14 protein-coding genes are annotated in these 17196 nt (G+C 44.1%); 9 read left to right on the top strand and 5 right to left on the bottom strand.

The genetic code is table 11. The features are described from left to right. Nucleotides 1-114 precede the first annotated feature (114 nt). Both mepA and AB4375_RS19030 read left to right on the top strand, forming a co-directional pair. Nucleotides 115-954 (top strand): penicillin-insensitive murein endopeptidase, encoded by an 840-nt coding sequence (gene mepA, locus AB4375_RS19025; protein ID WP_029235577.1) that lies wholly within the window; start codon nucleotides 115-117, stop codon nucleotides 952-954. 273 nt (nucleotides 955-1227) lie between these two features. Continuing rightward, nucleotides 1228-1536 carry a hypothetical protein gene (locus tag AB4375_RS19030; RefSeq protein WP_017062536.1) on the top strand — a complete coding sequence of 103 codons (309 nt, stop codon included), beginning with the start codon at nucleotides 1228-1230 and terminating at the stop codon, nucleotides 1534-1536. 42 nt (nucleotides 1537-1578) lie between these two features. Here AB4375_RS19030 and AB4375_RS19035 read toward each other — a convergent pair whose 3' ends face one another. From AB4375_RS19035 to rdgC, 3 genes are all read right to left on the bottom strand, one after another. Further along, nucleotides 1579-1833, bottom strand: coding sequence for a YfhL family 4Fe-4S dicluster ferredoxin (locus tag AB4375_RS19035; RefSeq protein WP_004735061.1), 255 nt, complete (start codon nucleotides 1831-1833; stop codon nucleotides 1579-1581). A 34-nt stretch (nucleotides 1834-1867) separates the two neighbouring features. Further along, on the bottom strand, nucleotides 1868-3286 hold the full coding sequence (yegQ, locus tag AB4375_RS19040; protein WP_017062848.1) for a tRNA 5-hydroxyuridine modification protein YegQ: 1419 nt from the start codon (nucleotides 3284-3286) through the stop codon (nucleotides 1868-1870). 206 nt (nucleotides 3287-3492) lie between these two features. After that, on the bottom strand, nucleotides 3493-4407 hold the full coding sequence (rdgC, locus tag AB4375_RS19045; RefSeq protein WP_017062534.1) for a recombination-associated protein RdgC: 915 nt from the start codon (nucleotides 4405-4407) through the stop codon (nucleotides 3493-3495). Nucleotides 4408-4601: 194 nt separating this feature from the next. Between rdgC and phoB the strand changes: the two genes are divergently transcribed. From phoB to AB4375_RS19060, 3 genes are read left to right on the top strand one after another with little or no spacing between them, the layout of a single operon-like run. After that, on the top strand, nucleotides 4602-5291 hold the full coding sequence (gene phoB / locus AB4375_RS19050) for a phosphate regulon transcriptional regulator PhoB (protein ID WP_004735064.1): 690 nt from the start codon (nucleotides 4602-4604) through the stop codon (nucleotides 5289-5291). A gap of 33 nt (nucleotides 5292-5324) precedes the next feature. Further along, nucleotides 5325-6623, top strand: a complete 1299-nt coding sequence (phoR, locus tag AB4375_RS19055; protein WP_004740365.1) for a phosphate regulon sensor histidine kinase PhoR — start codon at nucleotides 5325-5327, stop codon at nucleotides 6621-6623. Then, complete coding sequence (locus AB4375_RS19060; protein ID WP_032546219.1) at nucleotides 6620-7597, top strand: PstS family phosphate ABC transporter substrate-binding protein; 978 nt, start codon at nucleotides 6620-6622, stop codon at nucleotides 7595-7597. Before phoR ends, AB4375_RS19060 begins: the two co-directional genes overlap by 4 nt. Before the next feature lie 77 nt (nucleotides 7598-7674). On the opposite strand, the gene ppx is transcribed toward AB4375_RS19060, so the two are convergent. Together ppx and ppk1 are read right to left on the bottom strand one after the other, a co-directional pair. Next, nucleotides 7675-9186, bottom strand: a complete 1512-nt coding sequence (gene ppx, locus AB4375_RS19065; protein ID WP_017068609.1) for an exopolyphosphatase — start codon at nucleotides 9184-9186, stop codon at nucleotides 7675-7677. Continuing rightward, entirely contained in the window at nucleotides 9177-11273 is a 2097-nt protein-coding gene (ppk1, locus tag AB4375_RS19070; RefSeq protein ID WP_017066137.1) for a polyphosphate kinase 1, read from the bottom strand. Before ppk1 ends, ppx begins: the two co-directional genes overlap by 10 nt. Nucleotides 11274-11473: 200 nt before the next feature. Here ppk1 and AB4375_RS19075 point away from each other — a divergent pair, with 200 nt between their 5' ends. From AB4375_RS19075 to phoU, 4 genes are all read left to right on the top strand, one after another. Continuing rightward, nucleotides 11474-13690 (top strand): ABC transporter permease subunit, encoded by a 2217-nt coding sequence (locus tag AB4375_RS19075; protein ID WP_372052315.1) that lies wholly within the window; start codon nucleotides 11474-11476, stop codon nucleotides 13688-13690. A 111-nt stretch (nucleotides 13691-13801) separates the two neighbouring features. Beyond that, entirely contained in the window at nucleotides 13802-15511 is a 1710-nt protein-coding gene (pstA, locus tag AB4375_RS19080; RefSeq protein ID WP_050619859.1) for a phosphate ABC transporter permease PstA, read from the top strand. Then, nucleotides 15512-16330 carry a phosphate ABC transporter ATP-binding protein PstB gene (gene pstB / locus AB4375_RS19085; RefSeq protein WP_009848269.1) on the top strand — a complete coding sequence of 273 codons (819 nt, stop codon included), beginning with the start codon at nucleotides 15512-15514 and terminating at the stop codon, nucleotides 16328-16330. Between the two features lie 74 nt (nucleotides 16331-16404). Continuing rightward, nucleotides 16405-17103, top strand: a complete 699-nt coding sequence (phoU, locus tag AB4375_RS19090; protein WP_017068606.1) for a phosphate signaling complex protein PhoU — start codon at nucleotides 16405-16407, stop codon at nucleotides 17101-17103. Nucleotides 17104-17196: the final 93 nt, after the last annotated feature.

Below are 17196 nucleotides of genomic sequence, written 5' to 3' on the forward strand. Positions count from 1 at the left end.
TTTTACTTTAATTGGTATAATTCACTAGCTACCACCAAAAACTTAAGTACGATATGCACCTAATTCTAAATGGCGACTAATATAATGAGTAAGCGTCAGTAATTTGGGATTATTATGAGGTTCTTTTTTGCACTGGTTGTATTCTTTTGTTCATTTTCTCTATCAGCAACTTCGTGGGAAAAAGAGAGTCACCCTACTAAAAATTCACCCTCATCAATTGGAAGCTATGCCAATGGCTGTCTAGACGGCGCGCAGGCTTTGCCTATTAATGGTTTGGGGTATCAGATCATTCGCCCTCAAAGAGAGCGCTACTATGGCCATACAGAAGCTATAAAGTTTATTGAGAGGTTAGGAGTCACGACCAGCGAGAAGCTCAATACTAATTTATTGATCGGTGATATTTCTCTTCCCAGAGGAGGGCGCTTTTCTTCAGGTCATTCAAGTCATCAAACAGGGTTAGATATTGATATATGGCTAAGGTTAACCAGTAAGAGGTTGTCAGAGAACGAATTAGCTGTGCCTAAACCTGTGAGCGTTGTGGATCTTACCAACTACAAATTGCGTGAATCGAATTGGACCGATGATCATTTTCAAGTTATTCGTTATGCGGCGAAAGATGAAAAAGTGGTGCGTATTTTTGTTCATCCAGTGATCAAGCAAACCCTTTGTGAACAAGAAAACTCTGACGCTAATGATAGAGCTTGGTTAGGCAAAATAAGACCTTGGTGGGGACACCACTCCCACTTCCACGTTCGTTTAAAGTGTCCTGAAGGCAGTTCAAACTGCATAGCTCAAGCGAGCCCTCCTAAAGGTGACGGTTGTGGAGATGAACTTGCAAGTTGGGCTCCAAAGACTGTTCCAGTTCCACCTCCTAAAAAAGTAGCGAAAACTAAGAAAAAGAAAAAAGTTAAAGTGATGCCAAGTCAGTGTTTGGCCTTGATATCGAATAAGTAATCCTGTTCATCGAGGCTTTTTACAGTGGTACTGCCACTGGTTTTTTCGACTCTAAAACTGGAGAAATATCACACTTTTGTCTAGAGTTTATAAACACGAGATTAAGAACATCGTTTGATATTAATAAAAGCAATAACGGTATCAGCAAGGGCGATGGCGAATTTGACAAGGTTTGGTCAGGGATTGAGTGTTTTGGGGTGAAAGATGCGGCTTATATGCAGTATGCGAAATCAGAGTCTGATACCCGTCGATAGATAATTCAAGGATAAGACTATGACTATGATTTGTGCGAAGGAATTTTCAGAATGGTTAAGACATAGGTTCAACGCTGAAAGCTCGGGTATTTCAATTTCAAGAGATGACATCAATCAGCTAACAGGCAGACAACGTTTAGACCCTAGTTTCGTAAATGATGTTCACTATGAATTGATGCAGTATGGAATGGCATTTGTGACCGATACCAGCAGGGAAAACTTTTATCTTGTTCCTATAGCTCAATCAATAAACTGGCGAGAACGACTCGAATATCAATTTGAAAAAGAGCTCTTCTGCAATATTTATCCAATCGGAAAATCAGGATGAAAAAAAAGGTTCAACTTATGGTTAAGTTGAACCTTTCTTCTTTTAGGTCAAGCCTTGAATGATAACAAACTTCTCAAGTAGCTCGTCATCAGTTTCAATATGGTTTGGGTCAGTGATGATGCATTTTGTAATCGGACACACTGACTGGCATGTTGGCTTTTCATAGTGACCTTTACACTCTGTACATAAATCAGGATCGATCTCGAAGATGCTGTCGCCCATAGTGATTGCACCATTTGGGCATTCAGGATCACACATATCGCAGTTTATGCACTTGTCAGTAATTAACAGAGCCATTATTTTCTTCTCAAGTAAGTCGCTTAAGTAAAAATTATTTGCCTGATGCGTTACGTGTATCTTGGCCTTCGCTCAAGTTACGCATCAGCAAGCCGTACTCTAGATCTAGATCTGCTGGTACAGGAATAAATACAAAGTGACCGTTACCTTTCGCATCGTCGACCGCTTCAGATTTGCGGTTTTCCATAACTTCTAGTTTGAAAACAACGTTACCTTTCGGTGTCATCATTTCTAAGCTGTCGCCTACTAGGAACTTGTTCTTCACTTCTACTTCCGCTAGGTCACCACGGCGCTTACCTGTGAACTCACCAACAAACTGTTGAGTGTCAGAGATAGAGTAACCGTACTCGTAGTTTTGGTATGTATCGTGTGTATGGCGACGTAAGAAGCCTTCAGTGTAACCACGGTGAGCTAGGCTCTCTAGTGTACCCATTAGGCTTTCATCGAATGGTTTGCCTGCCACTGCATCGTCAATAGCTTTACGGTAAACCTGAGCAGTACGTGCACAGTAGTAGAAAGACTTAGTACGACCTTCAATCTTCAGAGAGTGAACACCCATCTTCGTTAGGCGCTCAACGTGTTGGATTGCACGAAGGTCTTTTGAGTTCATGATGTAAGTACCATGCTCATCTTCAAACGCTGCCATTTTCTCTTCTGGCTTGTGTGATTCAGAAAGCAGAACCACTTCGTCTGTTGGTTTACCAAGGCCTAGTGTGTTGTCTGGACGCTCATCTTGAACTTCAATGTCTTGCGTTTCTACTTCTTGAATAGCAACACCAGTAGGGTTTGCTTCAACGATCTGACCGTTTTCGTCTTCTTTCGCTGCTTCTGTTTTGTATTCCCAGCGGCAAGCGTTGGTGCAAGTACCTTGGTTTGGATCGCGCTTGTTCATGTAACCAGAAAGCAGACAACGGCCTGAGTAAGCCATGCAAAGAGCTCCGTGAACAAAGATCTCTAGCTCTGTTTCTGGGCAGTGTTCGCGAATCTCTTCGATCTCTTCAAGCGATAGCTCACGAGATAAGATCACACGCTCAACGCCTTGAGTTGACCAGAACTTAACGGTCGCCCAGTTTACTGCGTTTGCTTGAACAGAAAGATGGATTGGCATTTCAGGGAATGCTTCACGAACCATCATGATAAGACCAGGATCTGACATGATAAGCGCGTCAGGGCCCATGTCTACAACTGGTTTGAGGTCGCGAATGAATGTTTTTAATTTAGAGTTGTGCGGCTGAATGTTACATACAACATATAACTTTTTACCTTGAGCATGAGCTTCATCGATACCGATTTGTAGGTTTTCGTGATTGAACTCGTTGTTACGAACACGAAGGCTGTAACGTGGCTGGCCTGCGTATACTGCATCTGCGCCGTAGGCGAATGCGTAACGCATGTTTTTGAGGCTTCCTGCCGGTGATAATAGTTCAGGTACAAATGGTTTTTGTGTAGTCATTGCTTCGTTCTCTAATCTGATCTCAAGTCAGGTTGATACCACCAAGTGATATCAAAGGGGCGCAAATTTTACGCTAAAATGAGTTTGGTTGATAGCCCTAAAGATAGCAATGACATTAACAAGAGGGGCTAGAGGCAGATATAAGTGAGAACTTAGTGAGAAATAAGCTCAGATACCGTTAGCACCTGAGCCTATAGTTTGACTGATTAAGCGTTAGGTTGAGTTAACCCGCCTAATGATTCAAATAGGTTTGGAAGGAAAACACTGAACTCACCACAAAGTAGAGAGAAGTCCGCATCAAAACGCGCAGCTTGATCTTCACGAGGAATATCGTCGTTTTCGTCTTTGAGCTCATCACTGAATTTTAGGCGTTTGATGCTGCCATCTTCTGCAAGAATGAATTCAATACGGTCTTGCCAGTTGATAAGAAGTTTCGTCACCATCTTATTGGCTTCGATGTGGTTTTTAATCTCATCAGCTTCTAGTTCTTGTTTCTTAACTCGAACAATACCGCCGTCTTCTTGAATAGATTTTAGTTCTGCTTCATCAAGCATAGTGATGCCTTGTGGCGTATCACCTGATTTCACCCATTCTGTAAGAGTCGTTTCGATCGCTTGCTCTGGGATAGCTGGCACTACTGGCAGGCTACCCATTGTCTTACGTAGCAATGCTAATACATCTTCTGCTTTTTTGTAGCTGCTCGCATCAACCACAATGAAACCTTCTTTTGGCATGATCAGCGCGTAAGTGAAGTTGCTGCGGCTGAATGCTCGAGGAAGTAGATCAATGATGATGTCTTCTTTTAGGCTGTCTTTCTCTTTCTTTTTCAGAGGGGTACCAGACTCTGCCTCAAGCGTTTCTACTTTTGCGTTCAATGATTCTTTGATCACAGAAGCGGGTAGCATTTTCTCTTCTTTCTTTGCACAGATAAGAATGCGGTTTTCTGATACGTGCGTCATCATATCGCCATGTCTACCCATTGCGTGTACCCAACCAAACTTCTGTTTGTCTTGGCTACCACAAGGAGTAAAGCGGAATTCTTCAAGTTGTTTCTCTAGCTGATCTGCGTTGAAATCAATATCACGGTTGAAGCGATAGACTAGGCAATTTTTAAACCACATAAATTTTTCTCATACCTTTTTAGAAGTGCTTCATGATATGAGATCTAATTCGATTTGTCCCTAGCTCTGTATCAAAAGTTATAAAGTGAAATGTTTGAGACAGTTATATGAAAATTTGTTTTCAAAGGTCACAAAAGTGTCATAATTAACTCAGATAATGCAATGCGTTGATTAAATACAAAGGCTATTCAATTATGTCGAGAAGGATTCTGGTCGTTGAAGATGAAGCACCTATTCGTGAGATGCTGTGCTTCGTGCTTGAACAAAAAGGCTACCAAGCAGTAGAGGCTGAAGATTACGATACAGCGGTAAACAAGCTATGTGAACCTTTCCCAGATCTAGTATTACTAGATTGGATGCTACCTGGTGGTAGCGGGATAAACTTTATCAAGCACATGAAGCGTGAAGAGTTAACTCGCAACATCCCAGTGGTGATGCTAACGGCTCGTGGCGAAGAAGAAGATAAGGTGCGTGGTTTAGAAGTGGGTGCTGATGATTACATCACCAAGCCATTTTCACCCAAAGAGCTCGTTGCTCGCCTGAAAGCGGTTATCCGCCGTGTAACGCCTACTGCACTAGAAGATGTGATTGATGTACAAGGTCTTAAGCTAGACCCAGTATCTCATCGTGTTACCGCAAGCGAAGGTCCAGTTGATATGGGACCAACAGAGTTCAAAATGCTGCATTTCTTTATGACTCACCAAGAGCGTGTGTACAGCCGAGAGCAGCTGCTTAACAACGTTTGGGGTACCAATGTTTACGTTGAAGACCGAACGGTTGATGTACATATTCGACGCCTGCGTAAAGCGCTTGAGTCTGCAGGTCACGATAAGCTAATCCAAACGGTTCGTGGCGCTGGCTACCGTTTTTCTACAAAGGCTTAATGTGGCTTCGCTGCCCAGTTTACGGAGTCCTGAATGGTTGAAAAGTTAACCTGGAAAAAGCTGGCTTGGGAGCTGGCTTTTTTTTACGCACCATGGGTTTTAGTCGGATGGATATTCGGTTACCTACCTTGGTTGCTGCTGGCTGCTACGGTATTGCAGCTCGGCTGGCATCTACACAACCAAATGCGTTTGTCCGCATGGCTGTGGGATGAGAAGCGTCTAACTCCACCTTCAGGCTCTGGGAACTGGGAATCTCTGTTTAACGGTATTTATCGTATGCAGCAGAGACAGCGTCGCAAACGCAAAGAACTGACTAACCTTATCCGCCGTTTCCGTAACGGTGCAGAATCGCTTCCCGATGCCGTTGTGGTATTTCGCGGTGAAGGCAATATCGTTTGGTGTAACAAGCTAGCTCAGTATTTGCTGGGCTTTCGTTGGCCAGATGATTCAGGTCAACCGATCTCGAATTTGATTCGTACTCCAGATTTTATTAAGTACCTTAATAAGCAAGATTTCTCTGAGCCATTAGAGATGCCTTCTCCATTGAATGTGGAGCGTATGCTCGAGCTGCGTATTGTGCCGTATACCGAGGGTGAACACCTGATGGTGGTACGTGATGTGACCCAGCTTAAGCAGTTAGAAGGCATGCGCCGTAACTTCTTCGCTAACGTTTCTCATGAATTGCGTACGCCGATGACCGTCCTTCAAGGTTACCTTGAAATGACCGAAGATCCAGACATGATCGTTGGCCCAATGTGGACCAAGGCGCATGGCGTAATGACTGAGCAGCTCAATCGAATGAACAGTTTGGTTAATCAACTACTCACGCTTTCGAAAATTGAAGCGGCGCCAATGCATGAGTTGGATGAAGTGGTCAACGTTCCGGCGATGCTTGAGGTTCTTGAGAAAGAAGCGGCGAGCCTTAGCGGTGAGCGCGAACATAAGCTTGAGTTTGATATCGATAAGAGCCTACGAGTTCTTGCCGATGAAGACCAATTGAGAAGTGCGATATCGAATCTGGTTTATAACGCAGTTAAATACACACCCGCAGGTGCAACGGTCAAAGTGCGTTGGTATCAAACCAGCCAAGGCGCGTGCTTAGATGTGTCAGATACTGGTGATGGTATTGAGCCTCAACACTTACATCGACTCACAGAGCGCTTCTATCGTGTAGATAAAGCCCGCTCTCGTGATACCGGTGGTAGTGGTCTTGGATTAGCGATTGTAAAGCATGCGCTTAGCCACCACGATTCACATCTCGAAATTCAAAGTGAAGTGGGCGTCGGCAGTCGTTTCCATTTTACTTTACCAAATCGACTGACCGTATCATGAGTTGTTCGATACGCAGGATGCATTTTCCAGTCAGCTCATTATTAGCGTTTGCTTTAGTTAACCCTGTGCATGCCGAACAGGGTGTCGATTCTCTTCCTGATTATTCTAAGGTTCCTGGTATCTCTGGAAGCTTGTTATCGGTCGGGTCTGATACTTTGGCTGGGATGACGACATTGTGGGTAGAGGAGTTTAAATCCTACTACCCGAATGTGAACGCTCAGGTCCAAGCATCGGGTTCTTCTACTGCGCCTCCAGCCTTAACAGAAGGTACTGCTCATCTGGGACCAATGAGTCGCCCGATGCGCTTGCGAGAAATTGAAGCGTTTGAAAGAGAACATGGTTATAAACCGACAGCACTGCGAGTGGCGATCGATGCGATTGGGCTTTTTGTGCACCGCGATAACCCTATTGAGGGGCTCAACTTTCGTCAGATTGATGGCATCTTTTCAGAGACATTACGCTGTGGTGCGACAAAACCGCTGAACGATTGGCAAGATCTAGGCGTCGACCAACCTTGGGCGAAACATCGATTCCAATTGTTCGGTCGCAATTCTGTATCGGGGACTTATGGATACTTCAAACAGAATGCACTGTGCGGCGGTGACTTTAAAAATCGTGTGAATGAGCAACCTGGTTCGGCTTCAGTCGTTCAGTCGGTCGCTTCATCCATCAGTGGGATTGGCTACTCGGGCATTGGCTACCGCGTAGCAGGTGTTAAGCTGATTCCTATTGCAGAGCACGGCTCTAATTATGTTGAGCCTACGCGTGAGAATATCTTGAGTGGTGATTACCCTCTATCTCGTTTTCTCTATGTGTATGTGAATAAGCATCCGGATAAACCACTTTCTCCGGTTGAGAGAGAGTTCCTTACTTTTGTATTCTCAAAGCAGGGACAAGAACTTGTAGAGAAAGATGGCTATTTAGCAATACCGTCTGAGTTCGCAGAGCAAGAATTGGCAAAAGTCGGGCTCTAATTCAGGCTGCGATAAACTTAGATAAGAAACGTATGAACAGCTTGCGCGTCGCAGGCTGTTTTAATTTTGACTGTTCGTTATTTTAGCTTTAACGACCATCCTGCATTTTGCCAACGTTGTTGCTCTTCTCTGAGCTCATAATCAAGCAGTTGGTTTTGGGCCAACCAATCGCTGTTAGTTCCTTTCAATTCCCAGTTATCCTGTTGTTCAATCGTTAGAGTCACGTCTGGGGCCAGTGCTTGATTTCGCTGACGGTTGAGTAAGATAGCGAGTCTCAATATACGAATCAGCAGGGTGACTTGTTGCTGAGTAAACAGAGAAAGTTCCGGCAAATCTTGTAGTTTGAGCGCTTTTCTTTGATAGCGAACCAATGCTGATATAAGGCGTTGTTGCTCAGTATTAAAGCCTGGCATTGTCGTATGCTTAAGCAGATAAGCCGAATGGCGGTGATAGCCTTGGAATGCAATGCTTTGTCCTACCTCATGAAGTACTGCAGCCCAACCAAGCAGATCATACAGCTCATTAGTGACCGCAGTTGTCACTTGAGGCTGTACTTGTTTCAGCAATGAAAGAGCGAGCACTTTCACTTTCTCGCCATGAGTTACGTCTACATGGTATCGAGAGACGAGCGTTTCGGCAGTTCTTGTTCGAATATCAATATCTTTAAACCTATCCTCCATGTCATAAAGAACGCCTTCTCTCAGGGCACCATCAGAAAAATGTAACTCCTTGATGTCTAGCGTATCCATTGCTGCTGAAAGAATGGTGACGCCTGCAGCAAACACAGGCTTTCTCTCATCACTTAAGCCTGAAAGATTTACGGTGTTGGATGATGAAAACTCACATAAGTGATTCTTTAAATAGGACAGGCGTTGGGGCGTAATGAGACCATCGGTGAACCCTAAGCCAATGAGTACTTCTTTTATTGATTTCGTGGTACCAGATGAGCCAAAAGCGATTTCCCAAGGGGCTTTTGTGTATTCTTCAATCAATGGCATCAATAGACGAGTAGCTGCGGTATAAGCATCTGAGAAGTGTCGTGAAGTTAGCCCTTCGTCAGCAAAGAAACGTTGAGTGAAGTTGACGCATCCCATCGGTAAACTGCGCATAATTAGAGGAGTAAAGCCTTGTCCGGCGACGAGTTCCGTACTCCCTCCACCGATATCAATAACCAACTTAGATTCAGAAGCGGTTTGAGTGTGTTCTGCTCCGTTATAGATTATTCGAGCTTCTTCTTGACCGGAAATGATCTCTATTGGAAAAGGAAACAGTGGCTTGGCTTGCTCTAAGAAGTCTTTAGCGTTTTTGGCTTTTCTTAGGGTATGAGTCGCAACAACTCTGACATCATCAAGCTCAAAATCCGCCAGTCGTTCTGCGAACACCTTGAGGCATTCTAGGCCTCGCTCGATAGCGCTTTCAGATAGGACGTTACGTTCATCCAATCCATCACCTAATCTCACTTTCTGTTTGTGTCTGCTGACTAATTGCAGGTGTTGATCGAATACTCGGGCAACCACCATGTGAAAGCTGTTCGAACCCAAGTCGATAGCGGCAATACATCGAGAATGTTTGTTATCAATTAGCGGCATGATTTCTTCTCTTGTTTGTACTTCTTGCGAGCAAGTTTCTCCATACGTTTAATATAGTGGTAAGTGGAGAGTTGTGACGTCGGGTAATCAAGTAGGTTTGCTGGTGGTTGTGTGTAAGAGTTGCTCATCGCTTGGTCTAGCACTCGAGCTTTGTTGCTGTCATCGAAATGAAACTCGGTGATATCGATAATGGTTTGCTTGATCTTTGGATCTAAAATTGGAGCTGCAACTTCGATGCGGTGATCAAAATTTCGTGTCATCCAGTCAGCGGAAGATATATAGACCTTCGGCTTTCCAGCGTTACCAAATATCATCACTCTCGGATGTTCGAGGAAACGATCGACCACACTGACTATCTCAATATGATCACTGATGTTGGGTATGCCAGGGACAAGAGAGCACATGCCGCGAATGACCATTCTCACTTTTACATTGGCTTGGCTAGCCTGATAGAGCTTTTCAATGATCTCTCGATCGACCAAGTTGTTGAGTTTTAGAGTGATGCTTGCAGGTTTACCTTCTATCGCGTTTTGTATTTCATTATCTATCAATTGGTACAGACGTTTTCTAGTATTCTTTGGTGACACAATCAGTTGCTTGAACTGGGACTTTTGATAAGGGTTTTCAATATACTTAAAGACTTGTCTCACCTCTTGAGTCAAATCTTCATTCGCAGTGAGCAGAGAAAAATCGGTATACACGCGCGCTGTAACTTCATGGAAGTTGCCAGTGCCAATATGGGCATAATGCTCGGTATGCTTGCCTTCTTTTCGTTTGATGAGCAGCAACTTGGAATGGATCTTCAAACTTGGGATGCCATGGATGACTTTTACACCCGCTTCTTGAAGTTTCTTGGTCCATTGAATGTTGGCTTGCTCATCAAAGCGTGCTTGCAGCTCGACAACCACAGTGACCTTTTTGCCATTGTGCGCCGCATCGATGATCGAGCTGAGGAGTTTTGAGCCTTCCGCAACACGGTAAACGTTTATTTTGATGGAGGTTACCTTCGGGTCAAAGGAAGCCTGCCTAACCAGTTCAGTGATGTGACTAAAGGTGTGATAAGGATAATGCAGTAAGATGTCGCGAGCTTTGATCGCTTCGAAATAGTTTGGGTAATGGCTGAAATGCGCGCACTTAATCGCGGGTAGAGGACGATTAACTAAATCACGTCGGTTAAGGCTTGGGAACTCAGAGAAATGTTTGAAGTTATGATAGCGACCACCTGCGATGACACTGTCATAGTCAGACAGTTTAAGTCTGACTTGTAAGAAGTTGAGCATTTCAGTTGGCATTTCAGATTCATAGATCAGACGTATCGGCAGTGCCGTTAAGCGCTGTTCTAAACCTAAAGACATCGATTCTAATAGGTTATTTTCATTGTCCTCTTGCAGATCATAATCGGCATCACGTGTCATTTTTATCGCAAAACAACGCAATGAGTCATACTCAAAGAATCCTTTAAGTAAGTCATCCAAACAAAATCGAACTATATTATCTAACAAGATCAAAGTTGTACGCTGCGAACCCGAAGTTTCCGGTAACTTAACAAATCGAGGGAGTGCTTCTGATGGGATTTCGAGTAAGACATATTGAGATGATGCATCACGCTCGATGTCGATGGCTAAGTAACTTTGTTCATCTTTGAGAATATTAAGTAACTGGCTATCTTCGTTCAAGAGAATCGGAGTTAAGTGTGGCAGCACTTTTTTCTTAAAGTACTTTTTTATCCAGCCACTTTGTTCTTCGCTGATTTGTTGTTCGTTGACCAGAAAAATACGATTGCGTACCAATTCCAATAGCAAGTCGTTATACAGTTCATGGAATTGAGCATCGAGCTTGCTTGCTTTGCTCTGCATTTTAGTCAGTAGGCTTTTCGGCGAGTTGGAGGTTAGCTGTGGATCTTGAAGTAAGATCTTTCGCTTCACATCAGCAAATCGGACTTTGTAAAACTCATCGAGGTTTTTCGAGTAAATACCTAAAAAACGAACTCTTTCGATTAAGGGGACTGACTTATCTGCCGCTTCTTGGAGCACTCTTTCGTTGAAGGATAACCAGCTAAGTTCTTTTGTGACATAGTCTTTTTCCATCGAGATGAGAATCCTTGAGTACTGGCTATAGAGCTGATTACTTTAAATTAGAATGGCAAAATTCACAAAATCCATGATCTTACTTTAAGAAATATGGCTAACAAACTTGTTATTAGTTTCAGTTGTTTAACGTAACTTGTAATATAATTGTCATCTAACGTACATATTATGTCAGTAGCTAAAAAAAGGTAGATAAACAGATGGCATCAGCCCAATTTTCATTGAAAGAGCGCGACAAAAAAAGATGGTTGAAAGATCGTCTCGTCCGTTTTTCGGTGACATGTGGCGCGGTCAGTGTTCTAGCTGCCCTAGTATTGATCTTTGTTTACTTGGCGATGGTCATTTTACCGGTATTTTCTGATACTGGTTTAGAGACAGACCAAGCTGTAAAGACCGTTGCCGTAGAAAAACCTATCGTCTTATCGGTTGATGAATACGGTCAGCATGCATTTACTATCGAAAAATCTGGTTTGGTACAGTTTTGGGATTTAGAGTCTCAAAATACACACTCTTACTTTGAGCGTGATGTTGTAGCCAACCCCATCGCCTTTTCTCGAAACACCCCATCTGAAAACTGGTTTGCCTTTGCCGACAGCGCAAGCAATCTTACTTTTTTCTATCCTGAGTATAGTGCGCCTGTGCTGAAAAAGGGCAGCGAAGCCGAACCTAAAATTGAGCAAATCACTCTCCCTGAACCGTTTTTAAATGATGAACCCTCAAATGGGGCGACGATCGACAAATTCGCATTCTCTAAAAATGGACGTGGGATTACGGTTGCCGCTCAGTTAAGTGACCAACGAGTCTTGGTTAAGTGGTATCAGAGTGACCTTACTGGTCAGTATGTTTTTCAGAAGAGCCAATGGCTATCGGATAAGTTGGGCTTGCAGCAGCAACTGCTTGTCACACCTGATGGGCAAACCTTATACCTACGAGCACAATCGGATTTGGTTGTTTTGAAACTATCAGATAACGGTTTTGATGTTCGTGAAGTGATTGATCTTAGCTTAAATGATGCGAAGCATTCCGTGAAAAGCATCGATTTATTGTCTGGCGCATACTCGTTGTTGGTTACGCATGAGGACGGACAGGTTTCTCAATGGTTCGATGTACTCAAAGATGAAAAGCGTAGCCTGACCCATATTCGAGACTTCCAACTTGCTGAACAAGTGCAATTTATTCTTCCTGATACTTATAGAAAGGGTTTTTATAGCTTCTATAAGAACGGCACATTACAAAGCCACTATACGACCAGTGAAAAGCTGTCGTTGTTTGAACGCGCATTTGATAAATCACCACAACTAGCCGCTATGTCTGCCAATGAACTGCATCTGGCAACGTTGATTGATGGCATCATCAGTGTGGCTAAAGTCGACAATGAATACCCACAAATCTCATTCTCATCGCTTTGGCAAAAGGTCTGGTATGAAAGTTACCCTGAGCCGCAATACGTTTGGCAATCAACGTCGGCGAATGATGACTTTGAAGAGAAATTCAGTTTAGTACCTATCACATTCGGTACTATCAAAGCAGCTCTGTTTGCGATGATGTTTGCCGTGCCGGTTGCTGTGCTCGGAGCTATTTACACCGCTTACTTTATGTCTCCACGCATGCGAAGAGTGGTGAAGCCTTCGATAGAGCTGATGGAAGCACTTCCGACCGTGATCATCGGATTCTTGGCCGGGCTTTGGTTTGCTCCAATCGTCGAGACGCATTTAACGGCCGTCTTCTCATTGATGGTGTTATTACCACTGAGCACACTACTGACTGGACTTGTTTGGTTCTGTTTACCGAAGAGGGTAACGGGTCGCTTCTCTAATGGTTGGCATGCTCTGATATTGATTCCGGTATTGGTGATTACTGTGGTTGCGGTGTTTGCTGGTGGAAACAACATTGAAGCCTTGTTATTTGGTGGTGATATTCGTACCTTCTTGGCTAGCTATGGTATCGACTTTGACCAACGCAATGCGCTAGTGGTTGGTTTTGCTATGGGCTTTGCGGTCATCCCAACGATTTTCACTATTGCTGAAGATGCTATTTTCTCTGTACCTAAACATTTGTCTGATGGGTCATTAGCGTTGGGTGCGACGGCGTGGCAGACGCTTATTTATGTGGTGCTATTGACGGCGAGTCCAGGTATCTTTTCTGCGGTTATGATGGGCCTAGGGCGAGCAGTTGGTGAAACCATGATCGTCTTGATGGCGACAGGTAACACCCCAATTCTTGACTGGAATGTTTTGGAAGGGATGAGAACTTTATCGGCAACGATTGCTGTTGAGCTGCCAGAATCAGAAGTGGGTGGTTCTCATTTCCGCTTGCTGTTCTTGGCTGCACTCTTGCTGTTTATCTTTACATTCGCGGTGAACTCAGTTGCTGAGTGGGTTAGACAAAGACTGAGAGATAAATATCGTGCGCTGTAGTTTTAAAGGTTTGCCTCAATGTGTATCAATGGCTTTTAGTGGCTTGACTAGCGTGTCTCTTGATCTTTGCAGCTCCTTGATTTCAGCACGCCAAGAGCAAGGTCGATCATGATGAATAAACTGAAGTCATTATTATCTTGGGTTAAATCGGGCTCTCCGTGGATCTGGCTTACGGGCGGGGCGGTGAGCATCAGTATGCTTTCTGTTCTTGGCCTAATGCTGCTGATTGGTTGGAAGGGCTTAACCTATTTTTGGCCCGCACCTTTGTATCAATGGCAAGTTGACTCCAAAGACTTATCGCTAGTGGTCGATCTTGACGAAACCGTATCAAAACAAGATGTATTGGTTGGTCAGTTATATGAACGAAAATACATCCCGATAGAGCAAGTTCCACAAGTCCATGACCTTTTGTCTCCTCAAAATTTGTCGACTGGGCTGATACAGCGCTTAAGCATCAAAGTTGCTAACAGAGAACTGTACCCTGCGGACTTTGTTTCTATTCTGGATGTTAACTTACGTGAACCCACTACCCCGCTAGATTGGGTTGTGATTGAACGAAGTCGAGGTGGTTATTTCTTTGGTAAGCCGGTGGGTTTTAAAACCGCTTCTGGCACCTTTGATTCGAACATAGACCAAAAGCTCGAACAAGGCTTGGCGTTCGCTGATACGTTACGTAAAGAAACGTCGCGTGTCGTGAACCAAGAAATTCGCAATATCAGCTGGCAATTGGAAAACCTGCGCTTAGAAAAGCGTAAGCTTGAACTCAATGAGTCAGTGAGTGATGAATACCTTACAACCTATACTCAAACTAAACTGGAATTAAACCGCCAGTTAGGTGAAGCCGAAGTTAAGCTTGAGCACCTTAGAACGCAACTTAATGTCGAAAGCTTGCTGGTTGAGGATATGACAGGCGAGCTGGTCGAGATCTCGCTCAGCCACATTCTGGATTATTGGTACCCAAATAATATGTCTTACCTAGAAAAGGTTGGGCACTGGGGCAAACAAGTTTGGAAGTTCTTATCAGAGAACCCACGAGACTCAAACTCTGAAGGCGGTGTGTTTCCTGCTATTTTTGGCACAGTACTGTTGGTTATTCTCATGTCGATCGTCGTGATGCCTCTTGGGGTAGTCGCTGCGATATATCTTCATGAATACGCAAAAAACAACGCACTAACACGTTTAATTCGTATCGCCGTGATTAACTTGGCGGGTGTACCGTCGATTGTGTATGGCGTTTTTGGTTTAGGCTTTTTTGTTTATACCATTGGTGGCTCGATTGATACGTTGTTCTATGCAGAGCGATTGCCAGCACCGACATTTGGTACGCCGGGTCTACTTTGGTCAGCACTAACCTTAGCGGTCTTGACGCTTCCAGTCGTTATCGTAACCACGGAAGAGGGCTTAACGCGTATTCCTAGTGCAGTGAGGCACGGTTCATTAGCGCTTGGTGCGACTCAATTTGAGACGCTTTGGCGCATTGTTTTACCGATGGCAAGCCCAGCGATTATCACTGGTTTAATTTTGGCAATCGCGAGAGCCGCGGGGGAAGTTGCACCACTTATGCTGGTGGGTGTTGTTAAATTGGCATCCAGCTTGCCAGTCGATGGTCAGTTTCCGTATTTACACTTAGATAGAAAGTTCATGCATTTAGGCTTTCATATCTATGATGTTGGTTTTCAAACCTCTAATATCGAAGCGGCACGACCTTTAGTGTATGCGACTTCATTTTTATTGGTTACGGTGATTGTTGGGTTGAACTTAACAGCCATCAATATCCGTAATAACTTGCGTGAAAAATACCGAACCTTAGGACAAGATTAGATGTTCTCGATTAATGAAACCTTGGGTTACCAAGCACCACTTGATGTACACAACCTGAAGGATGAGCAAATCGCTATCTCGATTGAAGGGCTGAATCTTTATTATAAAGAGAGCCAAGCACTCGATGATATTTCAATGCAGATCCCTAAGGGGCAGGTGACCGCGTTTATCGGCCCATCAGGGTGTGGTAAGTCGACTCTGCTGCGCTGCATTAATCGCATGAACGATCTTGTTGAAGGCTGTAAGGTTTCCGGGAAAGTGAAGCTTCATGGCAAGAACGTCTATCACCCTAAGGTGGATGTTGCGACCTTACGACGCCGTGTGGGTATGGTATTCCAGCGACCGAACCCTTTTCCTAAATCTATCTATGAGAATGTGGTTTATGGCTTGAGGCTACAAGGCGTTAGCAACAGCCGAGACCTTGATGATGCGGTTGAACGCTCTCTGCGCGCTGCTGCGTTATGGGATGAAGTGAAAGATCGGTTGCATGAGAATGCTTTTGGTTTATCTGGCGGTCAACAGCAGCGTTTGGTTATCGCTCGTGCGGTTGCGATTGAGCCTGAAGTGCTGTTGTTAGATGAGCCGACATCGGCACTCGATCCGATTTCTACTTTGACGATTGAAGAGTTGATCAACGATCTCAAAACGCAATACACAGTGGTGATTGTTACCCACAACATGCAACAAGCCGCGCGTGTAAGTGACCATACTGCCTTTATTCATATGGGAAAATTGATCGAGTACTCAGATACGGACTCAATTTTTACGTCTCCATTGAAAAACCAGACGGAAGACTACATTACTGGTAGATATGGCTAACCTCTCCAAAGGTGTCATCTAGAGCTAAGTCACTCTACAAAAATGGCTTTCTTCATTTCTTTCAAGGAGCAAGTATGCATTTCGGTCGCCACATTTCAGGGCAATTCAATGTTGAGTTAGAATCGATCCGTACACACGTATTAACTATGGGTGGATTGGTAGAGCAGCAGTTGTCCTTTGCGATGCAAGCTCTGCATAAAGATGACGCGGAACTGGCCAAGAAAGTGATTCGTGATGACCACAAAGTGAATGCGATGGAAGTTTCAATCGATGAAGCATGTACTCGTATTATTGCGAAGCGTCAGCCGACCGCAAAAGATCTGCGTTTGATTATGGCGATCATCAAAACCATTACCGACTTAGAACGTATTGGCGATGTTGCCTCTAAAATTGCGCAAGGTACTATTGAGATCCCTTCAACCAAAGAGCAGAAATTCCACGTATCTTTAGAGCCTCTTTGCCGTCAGGCTATCACCATGCTTCACCAAGTATTAGATGCTTTTGCTCGTATGGATGTTGATGCGGCAGCTGAAGTTCACAAGCTTGATGATAAGTTGGATGCGGAGTACGAGGCCGTTATTCGTCAGTTAATGACCTATATGATGGAAGACCCTAAGAACATTCCTAATATTTTGCAGGTGATGTGGTCAGCGCGTGCGATTGAGCGAGTGGGAGACCGCTGCCAAAATATCTGCGAATACATTATTTACTTTGTGAAGGGTAAAGATGTACGTCACCTAGGCGATCAAAGCCTTGATGACGCACTAAAATAGAGCTTATCTTTAGAAGCTAATTATTGCACCAAGATTGAAATTGACCGTTGTGTCGTAAGGCACAAAGGTTTTGTTGGTGCGCCGAGCATGGCG

It is taken from the genome of Vibrio sp. 10N.261.51.C6, assembly GCF_041471785.1.
Lineage (GTDB): Bacteria > Pseudomonadota > Gammaproteobacteria > Enterobacterales > Vibrionaceae > Vibrio > Vibrio crassostreae_C.